Annotated in this window: 14 protein-coding genes and 1 pseudogene; 13 read left to right on the forward strand and 2 right to left on the reverse strand. The window is 62.8% G+C overall.

Annotated elements, in window-relative coordinates:
- The first annotated feature begins 46 nt into the window (after nucleotides 1-46).
- The 12 genes and pseudogenes from XI06_RS31235 to ggt all read left to right on the forward strand — a co-directional run bounded on the left by XI06_RS31235 (nucleotide 47) and on the right by ggt (nucleotide 14,351).
- Nucleotides 47-1,526 (forward strand): annotated as a pseudogene (locus XI06_RS31235) (aldehyde dehydrogenase family protein).
- Nucleotides 1,523-2,911, forward strand: coding sequence for a transaminase (locus XI06_RS31240; protein ID WP_237890012.1), 1,389 nt, complete (start codon nucleotides 1,523-1,525; stop codon nucleotides 2,909-2,911). Before XI06_RS31235 ends, XI06_RS31240 begins: the two are co-directional and overlap by 4 nt.
- A gap of 2 nt (nucleotides 2,912-2,913) precedes the next feature.
- Nucleotides 2,914-3,705 (forward strand): SDR family oxidoreductase, encoded by a 792-nt coding sequence (locus XI06_RS31245; protein ID WP_237890011.1) that lies wholly within the window; start codon nucleotides 2,914-2,916, stop codon nucleotides 3,703-3,705.
- A gap of 88 nt (nucleotides 3,706-3,793) precedes the next feature.
- Nucleotides 3,794-5,467 (forward strand): amidohydrolase, encoded by a 1,674-nt coding sequence (locus tag XI06_RS31250; protein ID WP_237890010.1) that lies wholly within the window; start codon nucleotides 3,794-3,796, stop codon nucleotides 5,465-5,467.
- Nucleotides 5,464-6,513, forward strand: coding sequence for a CobW family GTP-binding protein (locus XI06_RS31255; RefSeq protein ID WP_237890009.1), 1,050 nt, complete (start codon nucleotides 5,464-5,466; stop codon nucleotides 6,511-6,513). The genes XI06_RS31250 and XI06_RS31255 overlap by 4 nt, the downstream gene beginning before the upstream one ends.
- A 44-nt stretch (nucleotides 6,514-6,557) precedes the next feature.
- The gene (locus XI06_RS31260; protein ID WP_237890008.1) at nucleotides 6,558-7,880 is read left to right on the forward strand and encodes an ABC transporter substrate-binding protein; all 1,323 of its coding nucleotides are present in this window, start codon (nucleotides 6,558-6,560) and stop codon (nucleotides 7,878-7,880) included.
- Between the two features lie 36 nt (nucleotides 7,881-7,916).
- Nucleotides 7,917-8,648: an ABC transporter ATP-binding protein gene (locus XI06_RS31265; RefSeq protein ID WP_237890007.1), complete on the forward strand. Its 732-nt coding sequence runs from the start codon at nucleotides 7,917-7,919 to the stop codon at nucleotides 8,646-8,648.
- The gene (locus tag XI06_RS31270) at nucleotides 8,635-9,333 is read left to right on the forward strand and encodes an ABC transporter ATP-binding protein (RefSeq protein ID WP_237890006.1); all 699 of its coding nucleotides are present in this window, start codon (nucleotides 8,635-8,637) and stop codon (nucleotides 9,331-9,333) included. Before XI06_RS31265 ends, XI06_RS31270 begins: the two co-directional genes overlap by 14 nt.
- Nucleotides 9,334-9,343: 10 nt before the next feature.
- A complete protein-coding gene (locus XI06_RS31275) occupies nucleotides 9,344-10,210 on the forward strand; it encodes a branched-chain amino acid ABC transporter permease (protein ID WP_237890005.1) in 867 nt (288 codons plus the stop codon).
- A 2-nt stretch (nucleotides 10,211-10,212) separates the two neighbouring features.
- Nucleotides 10,213-11,226, forward strand: coding sequence for a branched-chain amino acid ABC transporter permease (locus XI06_RS31280; RefSeq protein WP_237890004.1), 1,014 nt, complete (start codon nucleotides 10,213-10,215; stop codon nucleotides 11,224-11,226).
- A 5-nt stretch (nucleotides 11,227-11,231) separates the two neighbouring features.
- Nucleotides 11,232-12,710 carry an amidase gene (locus XI06_RS31285; protein WP_237890003.1) on the forward strand — a complete coding sequence of 493 codons (1,479 nt, stop codon included), beginning with the start codon at nucleotides 11,232-11,234 and terminating at the stop codon, nucleotides 12,708-12,710.
- Between the two features lie 12 nt (nucleotides 12,711-12,722).
- The gene (ggt, locus tag XI06_RS31290; RefSeq protein ID WP_237890002.1) at nucleotides 12,723-14,351 is read left to right on the forward strand and encodes a gamma-glutamyltransferase; all 1,629 of its coding nucleotides are present in this window, start codon (nucleotides 12,723-12,725) and stop codon (nucleotides 14,349-14,351) included.
- A gap of 574 nt (nucleotides 14,352-14,925) precedes the next feature.
- On the opposite strand, the gene XI06_RS31295 is transcribed toward ggt, so the two are convergent.
- Complete coding sequence (locus tag XI06_RS31295) at nucleotides 14,926-15,909, reverse strand: zinc-dependent alcohol dehydrogenase family protein (RefSeq protein WP_237890001.1); 984 nt, start codon at nucleotides 15,907-15,909, stop codon at nucleotides 14,926-14,928.
- Nucleotides 15,910-16,246: 337 nt separating this feature from the next.
- On the opposite strand from XI06_RS31295, the gene XI06_RS31300 reads away from it, so the two are divergent.
- Nucleotides 16,247-18,289 carry a protein-L-isoaspartate(D-aspartate) O-methyltransferase gene (locus XI06_RS31300; RefSeq protein ID WP_237890000.1) on the forward strand — a complete coding sequence of 681 codons (2,043 nt, stop codon included), beginning with the start codon at nucleotides 16,247-16,249 and terminating at the stop codon, nucleotides 18,287-18,289.
- A gap of 452 nt (nucleotides 18,290-18,741) precedes the next feature.
- Here XI06_RS31300 and XI06_RS31305 read toward each other — a convergent pair whose 3' ends face one another.
- Nucleotides 18,742-19,848: an OpgC domain-containing protein gene (locus tag XI06_RS31305; protein WP_271607233.1), complete on the reverse strand. Its 1,107-nt coding sequence runs from the start codon at nucleotides 19,846-19,848 to the stop codon at nucleotides 18,742-18,744.
- Between the last annotated feature and the right edge of the window lie 235 nt (nucleotides 19,849-20,083).

The raw sequence follows: 20,083 nt of genomic DNA on the forward strand, positions 1-20,083 counted from the left end.
CTGCGCAGCCGTCGATCCGATTTTTCTGCGTCCGGGCTCGTTCATGTTGCAATCCGAAATCGACGCGTTACGAACCGCGGCCGTCTCGCCACAGCAGCACTTCATCGCAGGTGCCGCGGTCGAGGGTGCGAGCGGCGCACGGCTCGATGTGATATCTCCCATCGACGGCAGGCGGCTGACGACGATCGCCGACGGAAATGCCGGCGACATCGATCGCGCGGTAAGCGCGGCTCGGCAGGTCTATGACGGCGGAGCATGGTCGCGAGCAGCGCCTGCCGAGCGCAAGAAGGTCTTGTTGCGCTTCGCGGAACTCGTCGAGCGTCATGCGATGGAGCTCGCCGTGCTTGGTGTACGCGAGAACGGCACCGAGATCGGCATGGCCTACAAGGCCGAGCCGCTGTCGGCGGTGGCTACGATTCGCTATTACGCCGAGGCGATCGACAAGGTCTATGGTGAGATCGCGCCGACCGGACGGGACGTGCTCGGGCTTATTCACCGCGTGCCGCTGGGCGTGGTCGGGGTGATTGTCCCCTGGAACTTCCCAATGATGATCGGTGCGTGGAAAATCGCGCCCGCGCTCGCCGCCGGCGATTCCGTCGTGGTGAAGCCTCCGGAGAGCGCATCGCTGACGCTGCTGCGTTTGGCTGCCCTTGCGAGCGAGGCCGGATTGCCAGACGGCGTTTTGAACGTTGTGACCGGGCGAGGCGCCACGGCCGGCGAAGCGCTGGCGTTGCATATGGATGTCGACGTGCTGGCGTTTACGGGATCCGGACCAGTGGGACGGCGGCTTCTGGAATATTCAGCGCGCTCGAACTTGAAGCGGGTCTATCTCGAGCTCGGCGGCAAGTCGCCCAATGTCGTATTCTCCGACGTTCCCGACATTAAGCAGGCCGCGAAGGTGTCGGCGAACGGCATCTTTCGCAATTCGGGACAGGTCTGCGTCGCGGGCTCGCGGCTCCTTGTGCAGTCCGGAATCTACGACCGGTTCATGAGCGAACTGCTCGCCGTCACGGGCAAGCTGAAAATCGGCGATCCCCTCGACCTCGCCTTCGACGTCGGTGCTGTGAACAGCGAGGCGCAGTTGCGCAAGAATCTGGATGTCGTACGGCGAGCGGATGAAGAGGGAGGTGAGCGGCTGTGCGGCGGCGTAAGGCTGCATGAGGAGAGCGGCGGTTACTATGGCGCCAGCGATCTTTGCCGGTGTGAGCTCCAGGATGAGCCTTTGGCGTGAAGAGGTGTTTGGGCCGGTGCTCGCGGTGACCCGGTTTGAGGACGAGGAGGACGCGGTGCGACTCGCTAATGCGAGTGCCTACGGGCTGGCAGCTGCGGTGTGGACGGGATCGCTGGGCACGGCGCACCGGATGGTGCGCGCGATCAATGCCGGCGTGGTGCACGTCAACACGTATGGCGGCACCGACGTGACGGTGCCGCTCGGAGGCTTCAAGCAGTCGGGCTTCGGCCGCGACAAGTCGTTGCATGCGCTCGACGAATACACCGATCGGAAAACCGCCTGGATTGTGCTGTGACGGTAGCAATTGAGCCGCGGGCCGCAGCGCTCGACCGGTTGATCGACGCCGAGCAGGCGCGTTTCCTGCGCCTGCATCCACGTTCCGCGGCTGCATGGCGGGAAGGCCGGTGTCATTTCCTCTATGGTGCGCCATCGCACTGGATGCGTCGCTGGGCGGGTGGCTTCCCGGTCTATGTCGATGCGGCAGCAGGCGCCCATGTCAGGGATATCGACGGCTCTGACTACGTCGACTTCTGCCTTGGCGACACCGGTGCGATGTGCGGACATGCGCCGGAGGCCGTGACACGCGCCGTCACGCAGCAGATCGCGCGTGGCGCCACGATGATGCTCCCGACCGAGGACAGCCTTTGGGTCGGCGCCGAGCTGTCGCGGCGGTTCGGCTCACGTTACTGGACACTGACAACATCGGCAACGGATGCCAATCGCGCGGCCATTCGCATCGCGCGCATGATCACGGGACGGTCCAAGGTCCTGGTCTTCTCCGGCTGCTATCACGGCGGCGTCGACGAAGCCCATGTCGAGATCCGCGACGGGCAGATCGGTCTCCGCAACATGATCCATCCGAACGCCGTGGATCATGACGCCGTGACCAGGATCGTCGAATTCAACGATGTCACCGCACTTGAGGTGGCGCTGGCCCACGAGGACGTCGCCTGCGTACTCACCGAGCCCGTGATGACGAACTTCGGCATGATCCCGGTCGAGGAGGGATTTCATCGCGCCTTGCGGGAGCTGACACGGCGTACCCGCACGGTGCTGATCATCGACGAAACCCACACCCTGTCCTGCGGGCCCGGTGGCTATACCGCGCTCCATGGTCTCGCGCCCGACATTCTAGTCGCGGGCAAGGCCATCGCCGGCGGCATCCCGGCCGGCATCTTCGGCCTCGACCAGGCGATCGCCGAGCGGCTCTGGCAGATCGTTCCGCCGGTCAATCCGCGGCAACGGCAATCGGCGCATCTCGGTTTTGGCGGCACGCTCGCTGGTGGTGCCCTGGCTGTGGCAGCAATGCGCGCGGTGCTAGAGGAGGTGCTGACGGCACCGGCCTATGCAGGCATGATCGGGCATGCCAAACACTTGGCCGCGCATGTCGGCGGCGTCATCGCACGGGCCAAGCTGGCCTGGCATGTGACCCAGATCGGCGCTCGCATCGAAATCATGTTCATGCCGAAGGCGCCACGCAACGGCGCCGACGTGATCGCCGGACGACGGCCCGATCTCGAGACGTTGATGCACGCCTTCTATATGAACGAAGGCATCTTGATCACGCCATTCCACGGCATGCTGTTAACCTGCCCGGCGACATCGGCGGCCGACGTCGAAAGGCATGGCGACGTCTTCGAGCGTTTTGTTGCGCTGGTGAACGGTGCGGGAGTGGCCTGACCATGGCACCGCCGTTCGACCTGACCGAACGTGTCGCCCTGGTCACCGGCGGCGGGCGGGGCATTGGAGCCGCAATCGTGACGCGCCTCGCAGAAGCAGGCGCCCGGGTCGTCATCGCCAATCGCTCCCAGGACGTCGCCGACGCACTTGCGGCCGATTTGAGCCGCCGTGATCTTGCGGCGAGCACGGCACCATTCGACGGGCTGGACCGGTCCGCTCTGGGCGCGCTCGTCGATGGCGTGACCGGCCAGTTCGGCCGGCTCGATATCCTCGTCCACAACGCCGGCGGCTGCCCCTGGGCGGCGCTGGATGACCTTGACGAGGACAAGCTCGAAGAGGCCTTGTCGATCAACCTCACCGCGGCGATCTGGCTCATCCAGGCTGCGGTGTCCCATATGCGTATCAGGCGTTATGGCCGCATTCTGGTGACATCGTCGATCTCCTCGCGCCTGACCATGGGCGGCGGCGCGCACTATTCCGCGGCTAAGGCCGGCGTCAACGCATTCATTCGCGGTGCTGCGTTCGAACTCGCACGAGATGGGATCACCGCCAATGTGGTCGAGCCTGGCTTTATCGCCAAGCCGGGGCGGGGGTCGCTGAGCACCACGGAAAACCTGTCGCGGATCGCGAAGCACGTTCCGATGGGACGCATCGGCACAGCGGACGACGTCGCCTACGCGATGCTCTATCTCGCTTCTGAGCAGGCGAGCTACGTGACGGGGCAAAGCATCGTAGTCGACGGCGGGACTACGCTTCCCGAAACCGGCTTTGCCGTCGAACGGCAATGGGGCTGACGCGTCTTGCGGCGGTCTCATCAACCGAACGGCTGATTGTGACCAACACGCGTGCGGAACAAGCTGCTCACACAATCGGGATCGGGGAATGAGCGAGATCAAGACCAAAGCCGACACGCTGTTCCGGAACGGCAGGATCTATACCGTCAATCGCAACCAGCTCTGGGCGAGTTGCGCAGCGGTCAAGGCCGGGCGTTTTGTGTCCATCGGCGAGGAAGCCGACGTGAGGTCGTTAGTCGGCGGCGATACCAACGTGATCGATCTCGGCGGCCGCACCGCCATGCCCGGGATCATCGACATCCACAATCACATCATGATGGGCGGTCAGGCCGACCTCTACGAGTTGCGCTTCCCGTCGAGCCATTCGATCAGCCAGATCGCGGGAGCCGTGAAGGAAGCCGCCACAAAGGCTGCTCCCGGAAGCTGGATTGTTGGCGGCCAGTTCGGCAACGACCTCCTGCAAAAGCTCAACACCGACGTCGTCGCGGCGGAGCTCAACGCCGCGAGCCTCGGCCATCCCGTGCTGCTGCGTGACGACAGCTATCACAATCGCTGGGCCAGTGCGGAAGCGTTGCGAATCGCAGGTGTCACCGCGGAGTCGCAGAATCCGACCGACGGCGAGATTGGCCGGGACCTCGACAGCGGCCGTCTGACCGGGCTGATGGTGGAGGCGGCCTCCGGCATCATCGAGCGCGCGCTGGCAAAGGCGGGACACTACACGCCGGAGATGGACCGCGCTGCGGTCGCCCGATCCATCGGTGTTCTCAATTCGTTTGGCGTCACCGGTTTCGTCGATGCAGCGAGCATGCAGCCGATCCTGGCGGCGTTGAAGGGTCTCGACGATCGCGGCGAGCTGTCGGCCTGGGCGGTTTGCGCCATGCCGATCGTCGAGCCCGGCTTCATGTTCGGAACGGCGGGCGAGGAGCTGTTCGCGCTTCGCGATCAGTATCGATCCGCGCATGTGAAGCCCGACTACGCCAAGATGTTCCTGGACGGCGTACCCGGCGCCAAGACGGCCGCGTTTCACGAGCCCTATGTCGCGGATCCCGTGCGCGGTTGTTGCTTCCGCGGCACCACCATGCTCACGGTACCCGAGTTGATCCGCTGGCTCGGCAAATGTGAGACGCTCGGGCTCGCCGCCAAGATCCATTGCGCAGGTGATGCCGCAGTCACGCAGGCGCTCGACGCCATCGAGGTGGTGCGCTCGTTCAACGGACCGACTGCACTCATCCATCACATCGCGCATGCGAGCTACATTGCGCCCGACGACATCCCGCGCTTTGCCGATCTCGGCGTCGCGGCCGATCTGTCACCGATCATTTGGTTTCCGACCGTGTTCCTCGAGGCGCACAAGGCGGCTATGGGGGCGGAGCGGGCGCAGCGTTTCTGGCCGAACCGCGATCTCAAGATCGTCGGTGCGCTGATGGCCGGCGGGTCCGATTGGCCGGTCATCCCGAACCCCGATCCCTGGCACGGCATCGAGGGCATGGTGACGCGGCGCAATCCCGCTGGCGACTTTCCCGGGGTGTCGCTCTGGCCGGAACAGGCGCTCGACCTCGAAACGGTCATTGAGATCTACACCATCAATGCTGCGCGCGCGGCGGGCCTCGGCGGCATCACGGGATCGATCGAGGTCGGCAAGTCCGCCGACCTGATCGTGCTCGATCAGGCGCTGTTCAATATCCCGGCCGATCAGATCGCGGCGACCAATGTCGAGATGACCTTCTTCGAAGGCCGGAAAGTCTACGAGCGCCGCCAATGACCCGTGTGTCGCCCATTCCCGTGACCGTGCTGACCGGCTTTCTCGGCAGCGGCAAGACCACGGTCCTGAACCAACTGTTGCGCCACCCAGGCATGGACGGGACGGTTGCCATCATCAACGAGTTCGGCGAGGTCGGGCTCGATCACCTCCTGGCGGAGACGAGCGAGGAGCGCTTCGCCCTGCTCGACAATGGCTGCGTCTGCTGCTCGGTCCGCGAGGACCTCGTCGCCCTGCTCGAAGATTTGTCGTCTCGCGAAGCCGGCGGAAAGTTGCCGACGATCCGGCGCATCCTAATCGAGACCACTGGCCTCGCCGATCCCGTGCCCGTGTTGCATACCCTGATGACGGCTCCTGGTGTGGTTGCCCGCTATCGGATCGATGGCGTTGTCGTGACCGTGGATACGGTTAACGCGCTCCGCTCGCTCGGCAGCTACGCCGAAGCCGTCAAGCAGATCGCGGTCGCCGACCGCATTTTGCTGACCAAGGCGGACCTTGCCGATGCGGACACCATTGCAGTGGTGGAGCGGCGGATCCGCGCGATCAATCCGACAGTCTCCGTCATCCATGTGAACCACGGATCGATTGAGCCCGGCGCGGTCTTCGACGCTGGCCTGTTCGCACCCCACGCCCGTTCGGAGCAGGTCGCAAGCTGGTTCGTGACGGCCGCAGCTGCAACCGCCGCCGCTCATCATCACGACCATCACACGCACGGCTCGCACATCTCCTCCTTCAGCCTCGTCGTGAACGAGCCGATCCGCTGGGAGGCGTTCTCGCGCTGGCTCGATTATGTCGCAGCCCTCAAAGGCGACGACCTCTTGCGCTTCAAGGCGCTGGTCAACGTCTCCGACCGGCCGCAGGGGCCGTTGGTGGTTCATGCAGTGCAGCATGTGCTGCATCCGCCGATTGCGCTGGATGCCTGGCCGTCGAACGACCGCAGTTCGCGCCTCGTCTTCATCGTCCGCGACATTCCCGCGGAAGCAATCGAACGCACGCTGTCGCGATTCGGTGAGGTCAGTCGAGAGAACATCACGCGGCCGGCCGCGTGACATGGACCAGTTTTCAATCAACGGATCATTTGCAGGAGATAAACGTGAGTAAGACCAGTAAGTTCACGACCAAGATCGGTGGCGAAAAGATCAGCCGGCGCAGTCTGCTCAAGGCGGCCGGCAGCGCAGGCCTCGCGGCCGCCAGCAACGTGCCGCTGGTCAACATCGCGGGTGCAGCATCAAGCACCATCAAGATCGGCTGGGCCGGTTGTCTCTCCGGCGTCCGCGCTGCCTTCGCCGAACCGGACCCATGGATTCACGAGCGGATGAAAGCCCTGGTGAAGGACGGGCTGAAGATCGGCGGCAAGAACTACGCCGTCGAGTTCGTCATCAAGGACAATCAGTCCGATCCGAACCGCTCGTCGGTCGTGGCGAGCGAACTGGTGCTTCGGGAAAAATGCGACCTCCTCCTGGTGGAGGACGGCGATGCCTCCATTCCAGTCGGCGAGCTGGCGGACGCACGGGGTGTGCCGACGTTGTCGACCATGGTGCCATGGCAGGGCTGGATGTTCCCGCGCAAGTCGACGCCGGACAAGGGCTTTCCTTACACGTTCCATTTCTTCTGGGGCGCCGATGATGTCGTGAAGAACTTTGTCGGCATGTGGCAGTCGGTCGAGACCAACAAGAAGGTTGGAACTCTCTACATCGATAACCCAGCTGGCACGGCATTCTCTGATCAGGCGCGAGGACTGCCGGCCGGGATCAAGCAAGCAGGCTTCCAGGAACTGTCGGCTGGCCTCTTCCAGATCGCAACGGACGATTTCTCTAACCAGGTCTCTGCGTTCAAGAACAACGGCGTCGATATCGTGTCCGGCTTCACCTACGGCAACCACTGGGTCACCCTGTGGAATCAGGCGGCGCAGGCCGGATTCAAGCCGCAGATTTGCACAGTCGCCGCGGCCTTCCTGTTCCCTAGCGCGTTGAACGCACTCGGCGATCGCGGCGACGGCATGACGACGGAAGTCTGGTGGACGCCTGCCTATCCCTTCAAGTCGTCGCTCACCGGGCAAACCGCCGCAGAGCTTGCGGCCGAATGGGAAAAGACCACCGGCAAGCAATGGACGCAGCCTATTGGCTACGCCCACGCGCTTTGGGAGGTCGGCTTCGCAGCGCTGCGTAACAGCGACCCCAAAGACAAGAACTCGCTACGCGATGCCATCGCCGGCCTCGACATCGAGACCGTCATCGGTCCGGTCAAGTTCAAGGGTAGCCCGATCAAGAACGTTGCCGTCACCTCGCTGGCGGGCGGCCAGTGGCGCAAGACCAAGGGCGGCAAGTCGCCCTACGAACTCCTGATCGTGCACAACGGCACCGCGCCGTTCATCCCGAAGCAGGCCGATCTCGCACTCCTATCGAAACTCGCTTGATCGGAAGCGTGTGGATCGACGCGGATATTTAAGCAAATGGTCGAAGTCCTGCGCGTTGCCGGTCTGAGCAAGAGTTTCGGGGTCATTAAGGTTGCCGATGACCTCGATTTCGAGCTCGCGCTCGGCGAATGCCTTGGTGTGATCGGACCCAACGGGGCCGGCAAGAGCTCGGTGCTGAACCTGATCGTCGGACTCATCAAGCCGGACGGCGGTTCGATCAACCTGGACGGCCGGGACATCACGCATGTGCCGGCGCATCGGCGCGTTCGTCTGGGGATTGGCCGGGCTTTCCAGATCCCGCAGCCGTTTCCGCATCTGACGGCTTATGAAAACGTGCTGGTGGCGGCGACCTATGGCGGCCGCCTGCACGGTTCGGCAGCCACTGACTGGGCGATGGACGTGCTGCGCCGGACCTCGCTCGCCGGCAAGGCCGACCGCGTCGCCGGCGCTCTGCCGCTGATCGACCGCAAGCGGCTCGAATTCGCCAAGGCGCTGGCCTCGAAGCCGCGCCTGATCCTGCTCGACGAGATCGCGGCGGGGCTGACCGAACCTGAAGTCGAGCGTCTGATCGAGATCATCGCAGGCGTGAAGGCCGATCACGCCATGATCTGGATCGAACACATACCACATGCCTTGCGGGTGGTTGCCGACCGCATCCTCGTGCTGAATTTCGGCCGCAAGGTGCTCGACGGCGTGCCGGGAGAGGTGATGGAGAGCCGCACGGTCAAGGAAATCTACATGGGATTGACGGCCGATGACGCTGCTTGAAGTCCAGGAGCTCGACGTCTTTCACGGCGATCTGCAGGCGATCTTCGGGCTTGGGTTCTCGGTCGCCGAGCGCGAAGCGGTCGCGCTCGTTGGCGCCAACGGCGCCGGCAAAACCACGTTCCTGCGCGCGCTGGTCGGCCTGATCGACAGCAAGCACGGCAGCATCCGGTTCGACGGTGGCGATATCCGGGATACGCCGGCGGAGATCATCGCACGGCTCGGTCTCGGCATGGTGCCGGAAGGACGGATGCTGTTCGACACCCTGACCGTGGAGGAGAATCTCCAGATGGGGCAGGTGAGCAAGCGGCCGGGGTCGTGGACGTTGCGGCGGGTGTTCGACCTGTTTCCGGCCCTGGAGGAGCGGCGCAACCATATGCCGCGGCAGCTTTCGGGCGGCCAGCAGCAGATGGTCGCCATCGGACGCGCGCTGATGTGCAACCCGCGCCTGCTGCTTTGCGACGAGATATCGTTGGGCCTCGCGCCTGTCATGGTCGAGCAGATCTACGGCGCGTTCAACGACATCCGCCGGGAAGGAACGGCCCTGGTGCTGGTCGAGCAGGACGTCAAGCGCGCCACAAGCGCCAGCGATCGCATCTACTGCCTGCTGAAGGGGCGTGTGTCGCTGACGGCAAATGCAGGCGACGTCAGCGTCGCCGAACTGACGCAAGCCTATTTCGGGATGTGAGCGAGGGGACATGGCCTGGATTGAGACGCTGGTGAACGGAGCTCTGCTTGGCGGTCTCTACGGCTTGCTCGGCATCGGGCTTGCGCTCGTCTTCGGCGTGATGCGCCTGGTCAATATCGCGCACGGAGAGTTCATGGTGCTTGCCGCCTATCTCGCCGTAATGCTGGTTGGCTTGTTTCCGCAAGCCCATCCGCTGTTCGTGTTGATCCCGGTCGTGATGGCGGCCTTCGGAGTCGGCTACCTCTACCAGGCTGTGATCATGAACCGGGTGGCACGGGCGCCCGATCCGTTCGCACCGCTGCTGCTGACTTTCGGCGTCTCCATTGTGCTGCGCAACCTGATGGTCGAGGTATTCGGCGCCGACGTCAGGAGCCTTCAGCTCGGCGAGCTCTCGCGTGCGAGCGTCAGATTGTTCGGATTGAACATCGGGGTGATGCCATTGCTGACGCTCATCGCGGCGGTGCTGCTGTTCCTGCTCCTGCAGTGGGCGCTCAAGCGCACAGCCTTCGGTCGTATCGTGCGGGCGACCGCCGACCGGCGCGACATCGTGCGCTTGTTCGGCGTCAAGCCAGATCGTGTTTACAACTACGTCATGGGCCTGTCGCTGGCGCTTGGCGCGATCGGCGGGGTGCTGCTGGCGGTGCGATCGAGCTTCACGCCATTCTCCGGGGTGGAGCGATTGCTGATCGCCTTCGAGGTCGTGGTGCTCGGCGGCATCGGATCGTTCTGGGGGGCCCTGCTCGGTGGCATCGTGCTCGGCATGGCGCAGCTTATCGGCCTGAAATGGGACCCGAACGCGGGGTTGCTCTACGCACACCTGCTGTTCTTCGTCATGCTCCTTATCCGTCCGGCGGGTCTCGTCGCGAGCAGGGCCTGATCATGTCGAAGGGAATTGCGATCTCGTGCGTCCTCGCCGTCCTGCTGCTTGTCGCGGGGCCGTTGCTGCTCGGCGAGGGTGCCTTGCGCTTTGCAACCGAGTGCCTGCTGATCCTGGCCATGGCGCAGATGTGGAATCTGCTCGCGGGCTATGCTGGCCTTGTCTCCTTCGGCCACCAGGTGTTCGTCGGGATCGGTGCCTACGGATTGTTCCTGATTTCCGATACCTTCGAACTGTCGCCTTACTGGGTGTTGCCCATCGCGCCGCTTGCCGGTGCGATAGTGGCTTCCGTCATTGCGCTCCCGCTGTTCCGGTTGCGCGAGGCCTATTTCTCGATCGCCATGTGGGTGTTCTCCGAGATCGTCGTGGCCCTGGTCATGAAGGCAAGCTGGCTCGGCGGCACGTCCGGTCTGCCGTTGAAATCGAGCCGGTTGCTCGACCTCGACTGGTTCGAGCCGGTGTTATTCTGGATCTCGGGTTCGCTGGCGCTGGGGACGATCGGCGGCCTGTTCCTGCTGATGCGGTCCGGTTTCGGCCTCGGGCTGATGAGCGTGCGCGACAACGATCTTGCGGCAATGAGCGTCGGTGTCGACGTCCAACGCAACCGGTTCATCGTCTTCGTGCTGTCGGCGGCCGGCTGCGGGCTTGCCGGCGCGGTCTCCTTCCTCGGCAATCTCTACGTCTCTCCCGCGGCGGCGTTCGACGTGAACTGGGTCGTCTATATGATGTTCATCGTGATGATCGGCGGCATCGGAACGCTGGAAGGTCCCATCATCGGCACCGTGATATTCTTCGGCTTGCGGGAGCTCATCACCGACCAGCTCGGCGTTTCGGCCGGCTGGTACTTGGTGGCGCTCGGTGCCATCGCGGTCATCGTCATGCTCTGGTCGCCGCGAGGCCTCTGGCCACCGCTGCGCGATCGCTTCGGCCTCAAGCTTTTCGGTGTTGGCCGGACGGCACCGGCCTCGCCACCAGATCTCGCCTCGCTGGCCGGGAAGGCCGGACAATTGGGATAAACGCCATGTCCTCTAGTAAAATGTCTGCTGATGAGATCTGTTTCCTCACCGCTACCGAGCAGAGGTCATTGTTGAAGGCGAGGCGCATCAGCGCGCGCGAGCTGCTCGACCTGCATCTCGATCGTGTGAAGCGCGTCAATCCGTCCTGCAATGCCGTGGTTACGCTCGACGAAGAAGGGGCGCGCCGCCAGGCTGGCGCCGCCGATGAGAAGGTCGCGCGCGGCGAGATGACGGGGCCGCTGCATGGCTTGCCGATGACGATCAAGGATTCCTTCGCTGTCACCGGCATGGCCGCGACCTGTGGGTTGGAGGAGTTGCGCGACTATCGCCCGCATGAGGACGCGGTCCCGGTCGCAAAAATCCGCGCTGCTGGTGCCGTGATTTTCGGCAAGACCAACCTGCCGGCGGGCGCCGCCGACCACCAATCCTGCAACACACTGTTCGGCCTGACGCGCAACCCGTGGGATGGTGAGCGCACCGTCGGCGGTTCCTCCGGAGGCTCAGCTGCCGCATTGGCTGCGGGGCTGACGTCGCTTGAGCTCGGCAGCGACATTGGTGGCTCGATTCGCGTGCCCGCGCATTTCTGCGGCGTCTATGGCCACAAGCCGAGCCATGGTCTCGTCAGCACCGAGGGGCACATTCCGCCGCCACCCGGCCATGTCGCCCCCGTGGAGTTGGGCGTCGCCGGCCCCTTGGCGCGCAGCGCGTTCGATCTTGAGCTGCTGTTCGATGTGCTTCTCGGCACGTCCGATGTCGATGGCGCGCAGTTGCAGCTGCCGCCCACCCGCCACGAGGATCTTCGATCGTTCCGCATTGCCGTCTGGAACGAGGGGCAGGCTTATCCGCTGGATGATGCTTACGCTGCCGCGATCGAGGGTCTGGTCGACGATCTCGTACGCCTTGGCGCCAAGGTGAATCGGCAAGCACGACCTCCCATCGATCCCGCTTCAAGCTACGACGTCTATCTGCAAACCCTGTTCGGCATCATCGGCAGCGGCCTGCCGCCGCAGGCGCGCGAGGCGCTGGTCGCTGCCGGGGAGGCGTCGGAGAGCGGCGGCTATCCGCGCCGCATCGCCGCTGCCGTCTGCCAGTCATTGTCCCAGCATTTTGCCGCGGCTGAGCAGCGGCATCAGCTCTATCGTGCATGGCGCCGCTTCTTTGCCGACTACGACGTGCTGTTATGCCCGATCACGCCCACGGTCGCGTTCCCGCACGACGTCGAACGTCTCGATCTCGCGGCGCAATTTGACCGGCGCCTCAAGGTGAACGGCGGCTCGATTCCCTACATGGACAATCTGGCTTGGCCCGGTCTTGTCACAGTCGCCAATCTTCCGGCCACCGCCATTCCAACGGGCCGCCGAGTTGGTGGCCTTCCCGCCGGCGTGCAGGTCGTCGGACCGTATCTCGGCGATCGCACCACACTCAGATTTGCCCAACTGGTCGAGCAGGCATTGGGCGGTTTCGCCCGGCCGCCCGGCATCTGATCGGCCAAAGCCATGCCAATCGATATTCGCACCGGTCGCCCCGTGACGCTTGCGCCGCGCGGAATGGTGACGTCACCGCACGCGCTGGCTTCGAGCGCCGGCGTCGATGTCTTGCGCGCCGGTGGCTCCGCCATCGATGCCGCGATCGCCACTAGCGCCGTCCTGGCGGTGGTGTATCCACACATGACCGGGCTCGGCGGCGATGCGTTTTGGCTGATCCACGAGGGACGGACTGGCGCAGTGAGATTTTTGAACGGAGGCGGAAAGGCAGCCGGTACTGCGACGCTGTCGGCATTGCGTGAGAGGGGCATGAGCGAGATCCCGCTGCGCGGGATCGTGCCGGCGACGCTCACGGTGCCTGGCGCTGTCGCAAGTTGGACCGAAGCGCATCGGAACCATGGTCGCCTGCCGCTGGCGAAGGTGCTCGAAAATGCGATCGCTTACGCGCGGGACGGATTTCCGGTGACCGCGCGCCTCGCGAGTTTCATCGATCTCATGCGAAACGAGCTTGCGGGACAGGCCGAAGCGGCCGCGTTGTTTCTACGCAATGGAGTCGCTCCCGCGCCGGGAGCCAAGCTCATCAATCCTGATCTCGCGAGCACCCTGCAGACGATCGCGGACGCGGGGTGGGCTGGCTTCTATCGCGGTGCGGTTGCCGATGAGCTCGCGCGCTTCTCGTGTGAGGCTGGCGGCTTCTTTCGAGAGAACGACCTGGCGCGCCAGACTGCAATCTGGGGCGCACCATTGGTTGGTCGTTATCGGGACGTCGAGATTTACAACACGCCGCCGCCGACCCAGGGCTTTTCCGTCCTCGAGATGCTCAACCTGCTCGAGCCCCATGAGCTACACAGGAAGGATCTGCTCGGCCCGGACCGCATGCATCTGATGGTGCAGGCAAAGCAGATCGCCTATCACGACCGCGACCGCGTGCTCGCCGATCCCGCCTTCGCGGAAGTTCCGGTCGAAACGCTGATCTCCAAAGCCCATGCGGCCAAGCGCACCGAATTGATCGACACCCGCTCGGCGCTGCGATGGGATCAGGTTCCGTCCTACGGCAGTCTGGCCGGTGACACCGTCTATGTCGCCGCGGTCGATAGTGAGGGCAACGCGGTCTCGCTGATCCAGAGCCTCTATGGCGCGTTCGGCTCCTGTCTGGTCGCGGGCCGTACCGGCATCGTGCTTCAGAACCGCAGCGCCTATTTCTCGCTGGACCCCGATCATCCCAATCGCCTGGAGCCCGGCAAGATTCCCCTGCACACCTTGATCGCGTCGATTGCCAAGCGGGATGGCAGTCTGTGGAGCGTGCTCGGCTGCATGGGGGCGGACGGACAGCCCCAGATCCAGTTGCAGCTCTATTCCGCGATGATCGATCATGGCCTCGATATTCAGGAGGCGATCGAAATGCCGCGCTTCCTGTCGGGCCGTTTTGGCCTGGGCGAAGCGCGCGATACCCTGCACCTGGAGGGTCGCTTCTCCGAAGAGGCTGTACGTGATCTTGCGCAACGAGGGCACATCATCAACCGCTGGGGGCCTTGGAACGAGATGGCCGGCCACGCCCACGGAATAAACATCGATCCGCAAAGTGGCATATTGAGTGGAGGGTCTGACCCGCGCAGCGACGGCGCCGCAGTTGGTTGCTGACTGCCCATCGTGCGACGAATGCCCGTTTGCGGTCGGCTAAGCCCGGTCGTGCGATCAGTAAGTCATTGAGCTTTCTCAGGCCAAAGCTGTCTCTTAATCAGCGGGTCCCAGGTTCGAGCCCTGGTGCGCCCACCATTTCAAAAGCATTCTTCTTCAATAAGTAACGGGAAGAGCTGCCGAGAACAAAATGGGTCTCGGGCGACGTTTTCACGTCGAGGAGGTTTGGGGCCAGATTGCCGTGCGACTTTCCTTTCGTTTCCGTACCTTCACCCCTGCGATACGGCGCGTAGATCCGATGGTACAGGCCAATCGCGTACCCGTCGCCGAATAGGATATCGGGGCGAACAAAGCGGATGATCTGTTCTCCCCATCGCCGCAGGATTCGGTCTGCTGCAGAACCGGAATCGAACTGTTCGCGTCGGGGATTCCGTTCGCTGCCCGCTCCAGGTCGTCAGGACCACCTTTGAATACAGCGAACGACCGTTCTCTCTGACGTATTAAGGAGTTTCTGGCCGCGCATTCCGGTCAAGCTGATTGGGCGGCCTGCGATGTGGCCCGAAACCTACGGCTACGATTATGGGCGCAACACGGCGGCACCAATAAGCTTGCCGTCTCTTAGGCAGGCGAGCGCTTCGTTGGCTTTGGTGAGCGGGAACACTGTCGTATGTGTGTGAATCTCGGCGTTCGCCGCCGCGGCGAGGAAATCGATGCCATCTTGTCGCGTGAGATTTGTTACCGATATGACCTGCCGCTCGCCCCAAAGGATACTGTAGGGAAAGGCGGGAATGTCGGACATGTGAATGCCGGCGCAAATGACGCGACCACCCTTTCTCACCGCACGCAGCGCAAGCGGCACCAATTTGCCGACCGGCGCGTATATAATGGCGGCATCCAGCTCGATCGGCGGTCTTTCCTCGGACGCGCCCGCCCAAGCCGCGCCAAGCGAAAGCGCGAGCTGCTGCGCGTCTCGATCGCCGCTGCGGGTGAAGGCGTAAATCGACCGCCCCTGGGCTCGCGCAACCTGCGCCACGATATGGCCAGCCGCTCCGAAGCCATAAATGCCCAATGTTTTCCCCTCGCCGGCCATCACCAGAGACCGCCAGCCGATCAGGCCAGCGCAAAGCAGCGGCGCGATGGCAGCATCATCGCCGTGTTCGTCGAGCGGAAAGCAATATCGGGCATCGGCGACCAAGTGGCTTGCAAAGCCGCCATCGCGCGTGTAGCCGGTGAATCTTGGGTGATCGCAGAGGTTTTCCTTATCTGCGCGGCAGTAGAAGCAATCACCGCAGGTGTATCCAAGCCAGGCAACGCCGACACGCATTCCCGGCACCAGATCCGTAACGCCTTCTCCCATTGCGTCGACGCGGCCGACGACCTCGTGGCCCGGGATAATTGGATAGCGAAGATCGGGAAGGTCACCGTCGACGACGTGCAGATCAGTACGGCAAACACCACAGGCGCCGACCTTGACGCGGACTTCGCCCGGACCAGGTGTGGGGTCCGGTCGTTGTTGGAGCGTTAGCGGCCCGCCGCGCTTGGATAGGACCATTGCATACATGTCGTCATCCTGACCTTGGGGGGGGGCCGGGGCGTTCATTCATACAATTCTCACGGGTCCATCATTGCTCGGTTTGATGTCGATCAAATTGATGGATGAGCAATGGTCCCAAACTGAACATTGGAGATTAGCAGGCGCGCTGCAACTCCAACTGTGATCGTTGCCGCCGCCTTGTTGAGCGGCGCCAGTCCGAGTTCAGTGGCAGTCGTGCGTTTGGCTCGTTTTCATTCGTTCGACCGGTTAGCGGGACATATGGGCGACGGTCGACGGCACTATTGCAAAATAGCGAGACGTTTGCAGGCGCACTCAACGCAAGCGAGATGCAGGAGCCATCGTGATGGGATCGTTAGCGCCAAATCCGGATCGCTCTGATAAGCTTAAGTCGTTTCCCGCGCTCCGGGCAGAGATGGTCAGGCACAATATCGCTGCGCGCGGTGTGCGTGACGAGCTGGTTCTCGAGGCAATGGGAAAGGTGCCGCGCGAGCTGTTCTTGCCAGAGCAGCTTCGTGAATTTGCCTATGAGGATTCGCCGCTTCCGATCGCCGGGGGGCAGACCATTTCTCAGCCCTACATCGTCGCTTTCATGGCGGAAGCGCTCGTGCTCAAGGGCGGCGAGAAGGTGCTCGAGATCGGCGCCGGCTCAGGTTACGCCGCTGCGGTGCTGTCGGAGATTGCGGCCCATGTCTACACGGTCGAACGCCTCGGTCCCCTCGCCGAAAAGGCGGCGGTCGCACTTGCCGAATTCGGTTACGATAACGTCCACGTCCTGCATGGAGACGGCACCAAAGGCTGGCCCGAACATGCGCCCTACGACGCCATCGTGGTGGCCGCCGGCGGTCCGCAGGTTCCAAAAGCGCTCAAGGAGCAGTTGAAGGTCGGTGGCAGGCTGGTAATGCCAGTTGGCACCGATCAGCAGGCTCAGGAATTGGTATGCATCGTCCGCGTTTCGAAGGATGAGTATCGAAGCGAAGACATTGCCGATGTCCGCTTCGTTCCATTGATCGGAGAAGAGGGGTGGGCGACCGCAAAAGGCGAGACTAGCGTTCCCGTACGACGAGCGCTTCGGCCGGTCGCTCCGGAAGAGGAAACGCTTGTCCGTAATCTCGCCGACGCCGCAGAATCGTTTCCATCCATCGAAGCGGCCGATCTCAGCCCACTACTGGAACGTATCGGGTCGGCGCGCATCGTGCTGCTCGGCGAGGCAACCCATGGTACCTCCGAGTTCTACCGGATGCGCGAGCGCATCACCCGCGATCTGATCGTCAAGAAGGGTTTTCGCCTCGTGGCGATCGAGGCGGATTGGCCGGATGCCGCCAGGGTCGATCACTACGTGCGGCATTTCGAGTATCCGCCCTCGGAGTGGACTGCGTTCGCGCGGTTTCCGACATGGATGTGGCGGAACACCGAGGTGCGCGATTTCGTCATCTGGTTGCGCAAGCATAATGGCACGGTGGAGAAGAGTGAGCGCGTCGCGTTTCGCGGTCTCGATCTCTACAGCCTCTACGATTCAATTCGGTCGGTTCTCGACTACCTCGATGAAGTCGATCCCACCTCGGCGCGCGTCGCCCGCGAGCGGTATGGTTGCCTGACTCCGTGGCAGCGCGATCCCGCCACGTACGGCCATGCAGCGCTGACCGGATCCTATCCGACCTGCGAATCCGACGTAGCACGCGCACTCGCTGATCTGCTGGCAAAGCGCCGGGCCTATGCCGAGCACGATGGCGAGCGCTTTCTCGATGCCGAGCAGAATGCGCGCCTAGTAGCCAACGCCGAACGCTATTACCGGATCATGTACTACGGCTCTCGCGCGTCATGGAACCTGCGCGACAGTCATATGTTCGACACCCTCAAGAACCTGTTGGCATTCCATGGGCCGGACAGCAAGGCTGTAATCTGGGCGCACAACTCGCATGTCGGTAATGCCGCGGCGACTGAGATGGCGGCTCGCGGCGAGCACAATATCGGGCAGCACTGCCGCACGGCGTTTGGCGACCAGGCCTATCTGGTTGGCTTCGGCACCCACAGCGGCACGGTCGCCGCAGCGTCCGATTGGGGCGGTCCGATGGAGGTCAAGACCGTTCGCGCGTCGCTGTCCAACAGCTATGAACGGCTATGTCACGCGGTGGGGCTTCCGCGCTTCATGCTGGGCTTGCGTGGTTGCGGCGATCTCTGTGGCGCAAGGGGGCTTGGCAAGGAACGGCTCGAGCGAGCCATTGGCGTGATCTACAGACCCGAAACCGAACTTGCGAGCCACTACTTCCGGGCCAGCCTGCCGCAACAGTTCGACGAATACATTTGGTTTGACGACACCCGGGCGATAACTCCGCTTGATACCGCCGAGATCGTCGGGCTTCCGGACACCTACCCGTTTGGGGTGTGATCGCGCTAGCGGATATCAAGGCATGGTCTTGTTAGTCTCAATCTCGACAACAGTGACCGGGGACAGGGGACGAGTGGCATCGACATCGAGGTGACGTTGGATGACGGAAAGTCCTACTCGCAGAGCACCAGCCCGTGTCCCTATAAACGCCGGCGACCTCATCTGACTGGTGACGGAGCTGGGCGGGCCGGCTCAACAGCTGATCTACCGCGGTGCTCCGCACGGCCTCGATTTTCATCCGGAATATGCAGGCACTAAGAAAGCCTCCGACCGGGCGCTCGCGTTTTTGGAGCAACGGCTCAAACGGGTAGCGGAGCGAGACTTGGTTTCGTCAATTGCCGATATCGGGCCATCTCCCTTGAATACGCAACGGGTCCAACAAGCGACATTGAGCCCGCCCAGGCAGGTATGTGTAAGCCTGTTTGCAGCCAATCGAGGTTGACTACCGGCACCTAGAACAACGCTGGCGCGCGCCGGTCGAGCTTGGCTTCCCATGTCAGAATGTTGGCAACCGCGACCATGAGAGCGATGCCGAGCGCGGTGACCGCGGCTTGCATCGGTAGCCCATCGGACACGCGGTTCAGGATAACGAATGTCATAAAAGAAGCCAGTACGCTGAAGCAGAAGATCGGTAGCGAGTTTTCGCCACACCGGATCAGTGCCGTAGTCCAAAGCCCCGGCGAGCGACGGCCGTCCGGGGGCACGATGCGCGTCAATAGCGCAACGATTGCCAAGAAGTGGATGATCCGAACTGGGTCCAAGTGACTCTTATAGATCGGATAGAGCCAGTCCTCGATCATTTGCGGGATCAGCCACTTGAACGCATCTAGACGCCAACTCAAGGCAATTACGAGGCTGAACAATACATAGGCTGCGGCAAGCGATATGGTGACGCGCCGTTGTAGGATAGTCGCGAACTTCTCGGCACATGGACCGGCGGAGCAAGCGCCGATGACGAAAAGTATCTGCCATGCAAATGGATTGAAATAGAGTTCGCCGGTAGGCCAGGCAGGCCAATGCCAGCTATACAGTTGCACCATTAGATAGAGCATGAATGATGCAGCGAGCGCGATTGCCGCATTGCGGGCAATGAGCCAGAGCACGATCGGAAATGCGAGATGCAGTAAGACGAACGTGGGCAATATGTCCGTGTTGACGGGGGCGTACTGAAGAGCCAGGAGACGGAGGAGAGCCGTCCCCGGATTGTCGAAAAACCGCCTCGTATTGGTCTCGTCGAGGTAGGAGCTCGTTAGCCAGGCCAGCCCAAGATAGACGATCACGAGCAGCAGGAAAGCAGCGTAGATCTCAAAGCTGCGCCTGAGGCTGCGAGCAATGACGGTTGGCCAGCCTTGGCTACGCAGTGCGCCACCATAAGAGACCATGCACGTATAGCCCGATACGAAGACGAATACTTCGGAGGCGTCGCTAAATCCGTAGTTGCGAAGGGTCAGCCAGTCGAACACATTGCCTGGGATGTGGTCGATGAAAACAAACCACAGCGCCAACCCGCGACAAGCGTCTAGCCGGAAGTCACGATCATCAGCAGGACGGAGCGGTATCTGTGACCTCCATGTAGACTTTGTCTGATCCGCAAGATCAAGATGACCATGTCGCGTAACCCTGCTGCAGAGGGGAGCGACCAGCATTGTTTAAGACTGCGGCCATATGGTTGCACGAGTCTTGATCTAGAGCAAAGTGGCTGCCGCCCCGGTCGTGCAGCATCTGGTTTGCTGGATTCTGCATTATCCTCCCAAGGGCTGGGAAGCCGCCGCCTGCGGTCATTCGAGCAGGCGG

Source organism: Bradyrhizobium sp. CCBAU 11434 (assembly GCF_028128895.1).
Taxonomy (GTDB): domain Bacteria; phylum Pseudomonadota; class Alphaproteobacteria; order Rhizobiales; family Xanthobacteraceae; genus Bradyrhizobium; species Bradyrhizobium zhengyangense.

Bases quoted from the DNA above. Each gene is read 5' to 3' on its own strand.
- XI06_RS31250 (WP_237890010.1), top strand. From the start codon at position 3,794: ATGAGCGAGATCAAGACCAAAGCCGACACGCTGTTCCGGAACGGCAGG.
- XI06_RS31300 (WP_237890000.1), top strand. From the start codon at position 16,247: ATGGGATCGTTAGCGCCAAATCCGGATCGCTCTGATAAGCTTAAGTCG.
- XI06_RS31285 (WP_237890003.1), top strand. From the start codon at position 11,232: ATGTCCTCTAGTAAAATGTCTGCTGATGAGATCTGTTTCCTCACCGCT.
- ggt (WP_237890002.1), top strand. From the start codon at position 12,723: ATGCCAATCGATATTCGCACCGGTCGCCCCGTGACGCTTGCGCCGCGC.
- XI06_RS31275 (WP_237890005.1), top strand. From the start codon at position 9,344: ATGGCCTGGATTGAGACGCTGGTGAACGGAGCTCTGCTTGGCGGTCTC.
- XI06_RS31270 (WP_237890006.1), top strand. From the start codon at position 8,635: ATGACGCTGCTTGAAGTCCAGGAGCTCGACGTCTTTCACGGCGATCTG.
- XI06_RS31245 (WP_237890011.1), top strand. From the start codon at position 2,914: ATGGCACCGCCGTTCGACCTGACCGAACGTGTCGCCCTGGTCACCGGC.
- XI06_RS31265 (WP_237890007.1), top strand. From the start codon at position 7,917: ATGGTCGAAGTCCTGCGCGTTGCCGGTCTGAGCAAGAGTTTCGGGGTC.
- XI06_RS31255 (WP_237890009.1), top strand. From the start codon at position 5,464: ATGACCCGTGTGTCGCCCATTCCCGTGACCGTGCTGACCGGCTTTCTC.
- XI06_RS31295 (WP_237890001.1), bottom strand. From the start codon at position 15,909: ATGTATGCAATGGTCCTATCCAAGCGCGGCGGGCCGCTAACGCTCCAA.
- XI06_RS31280 (WP_237890004.1), top strand. From the start codon at position 10,213: ATGTCGAAGGGAATTGCGATCTCGTGCGTCCTCGCCGTCCTGCTGCTT.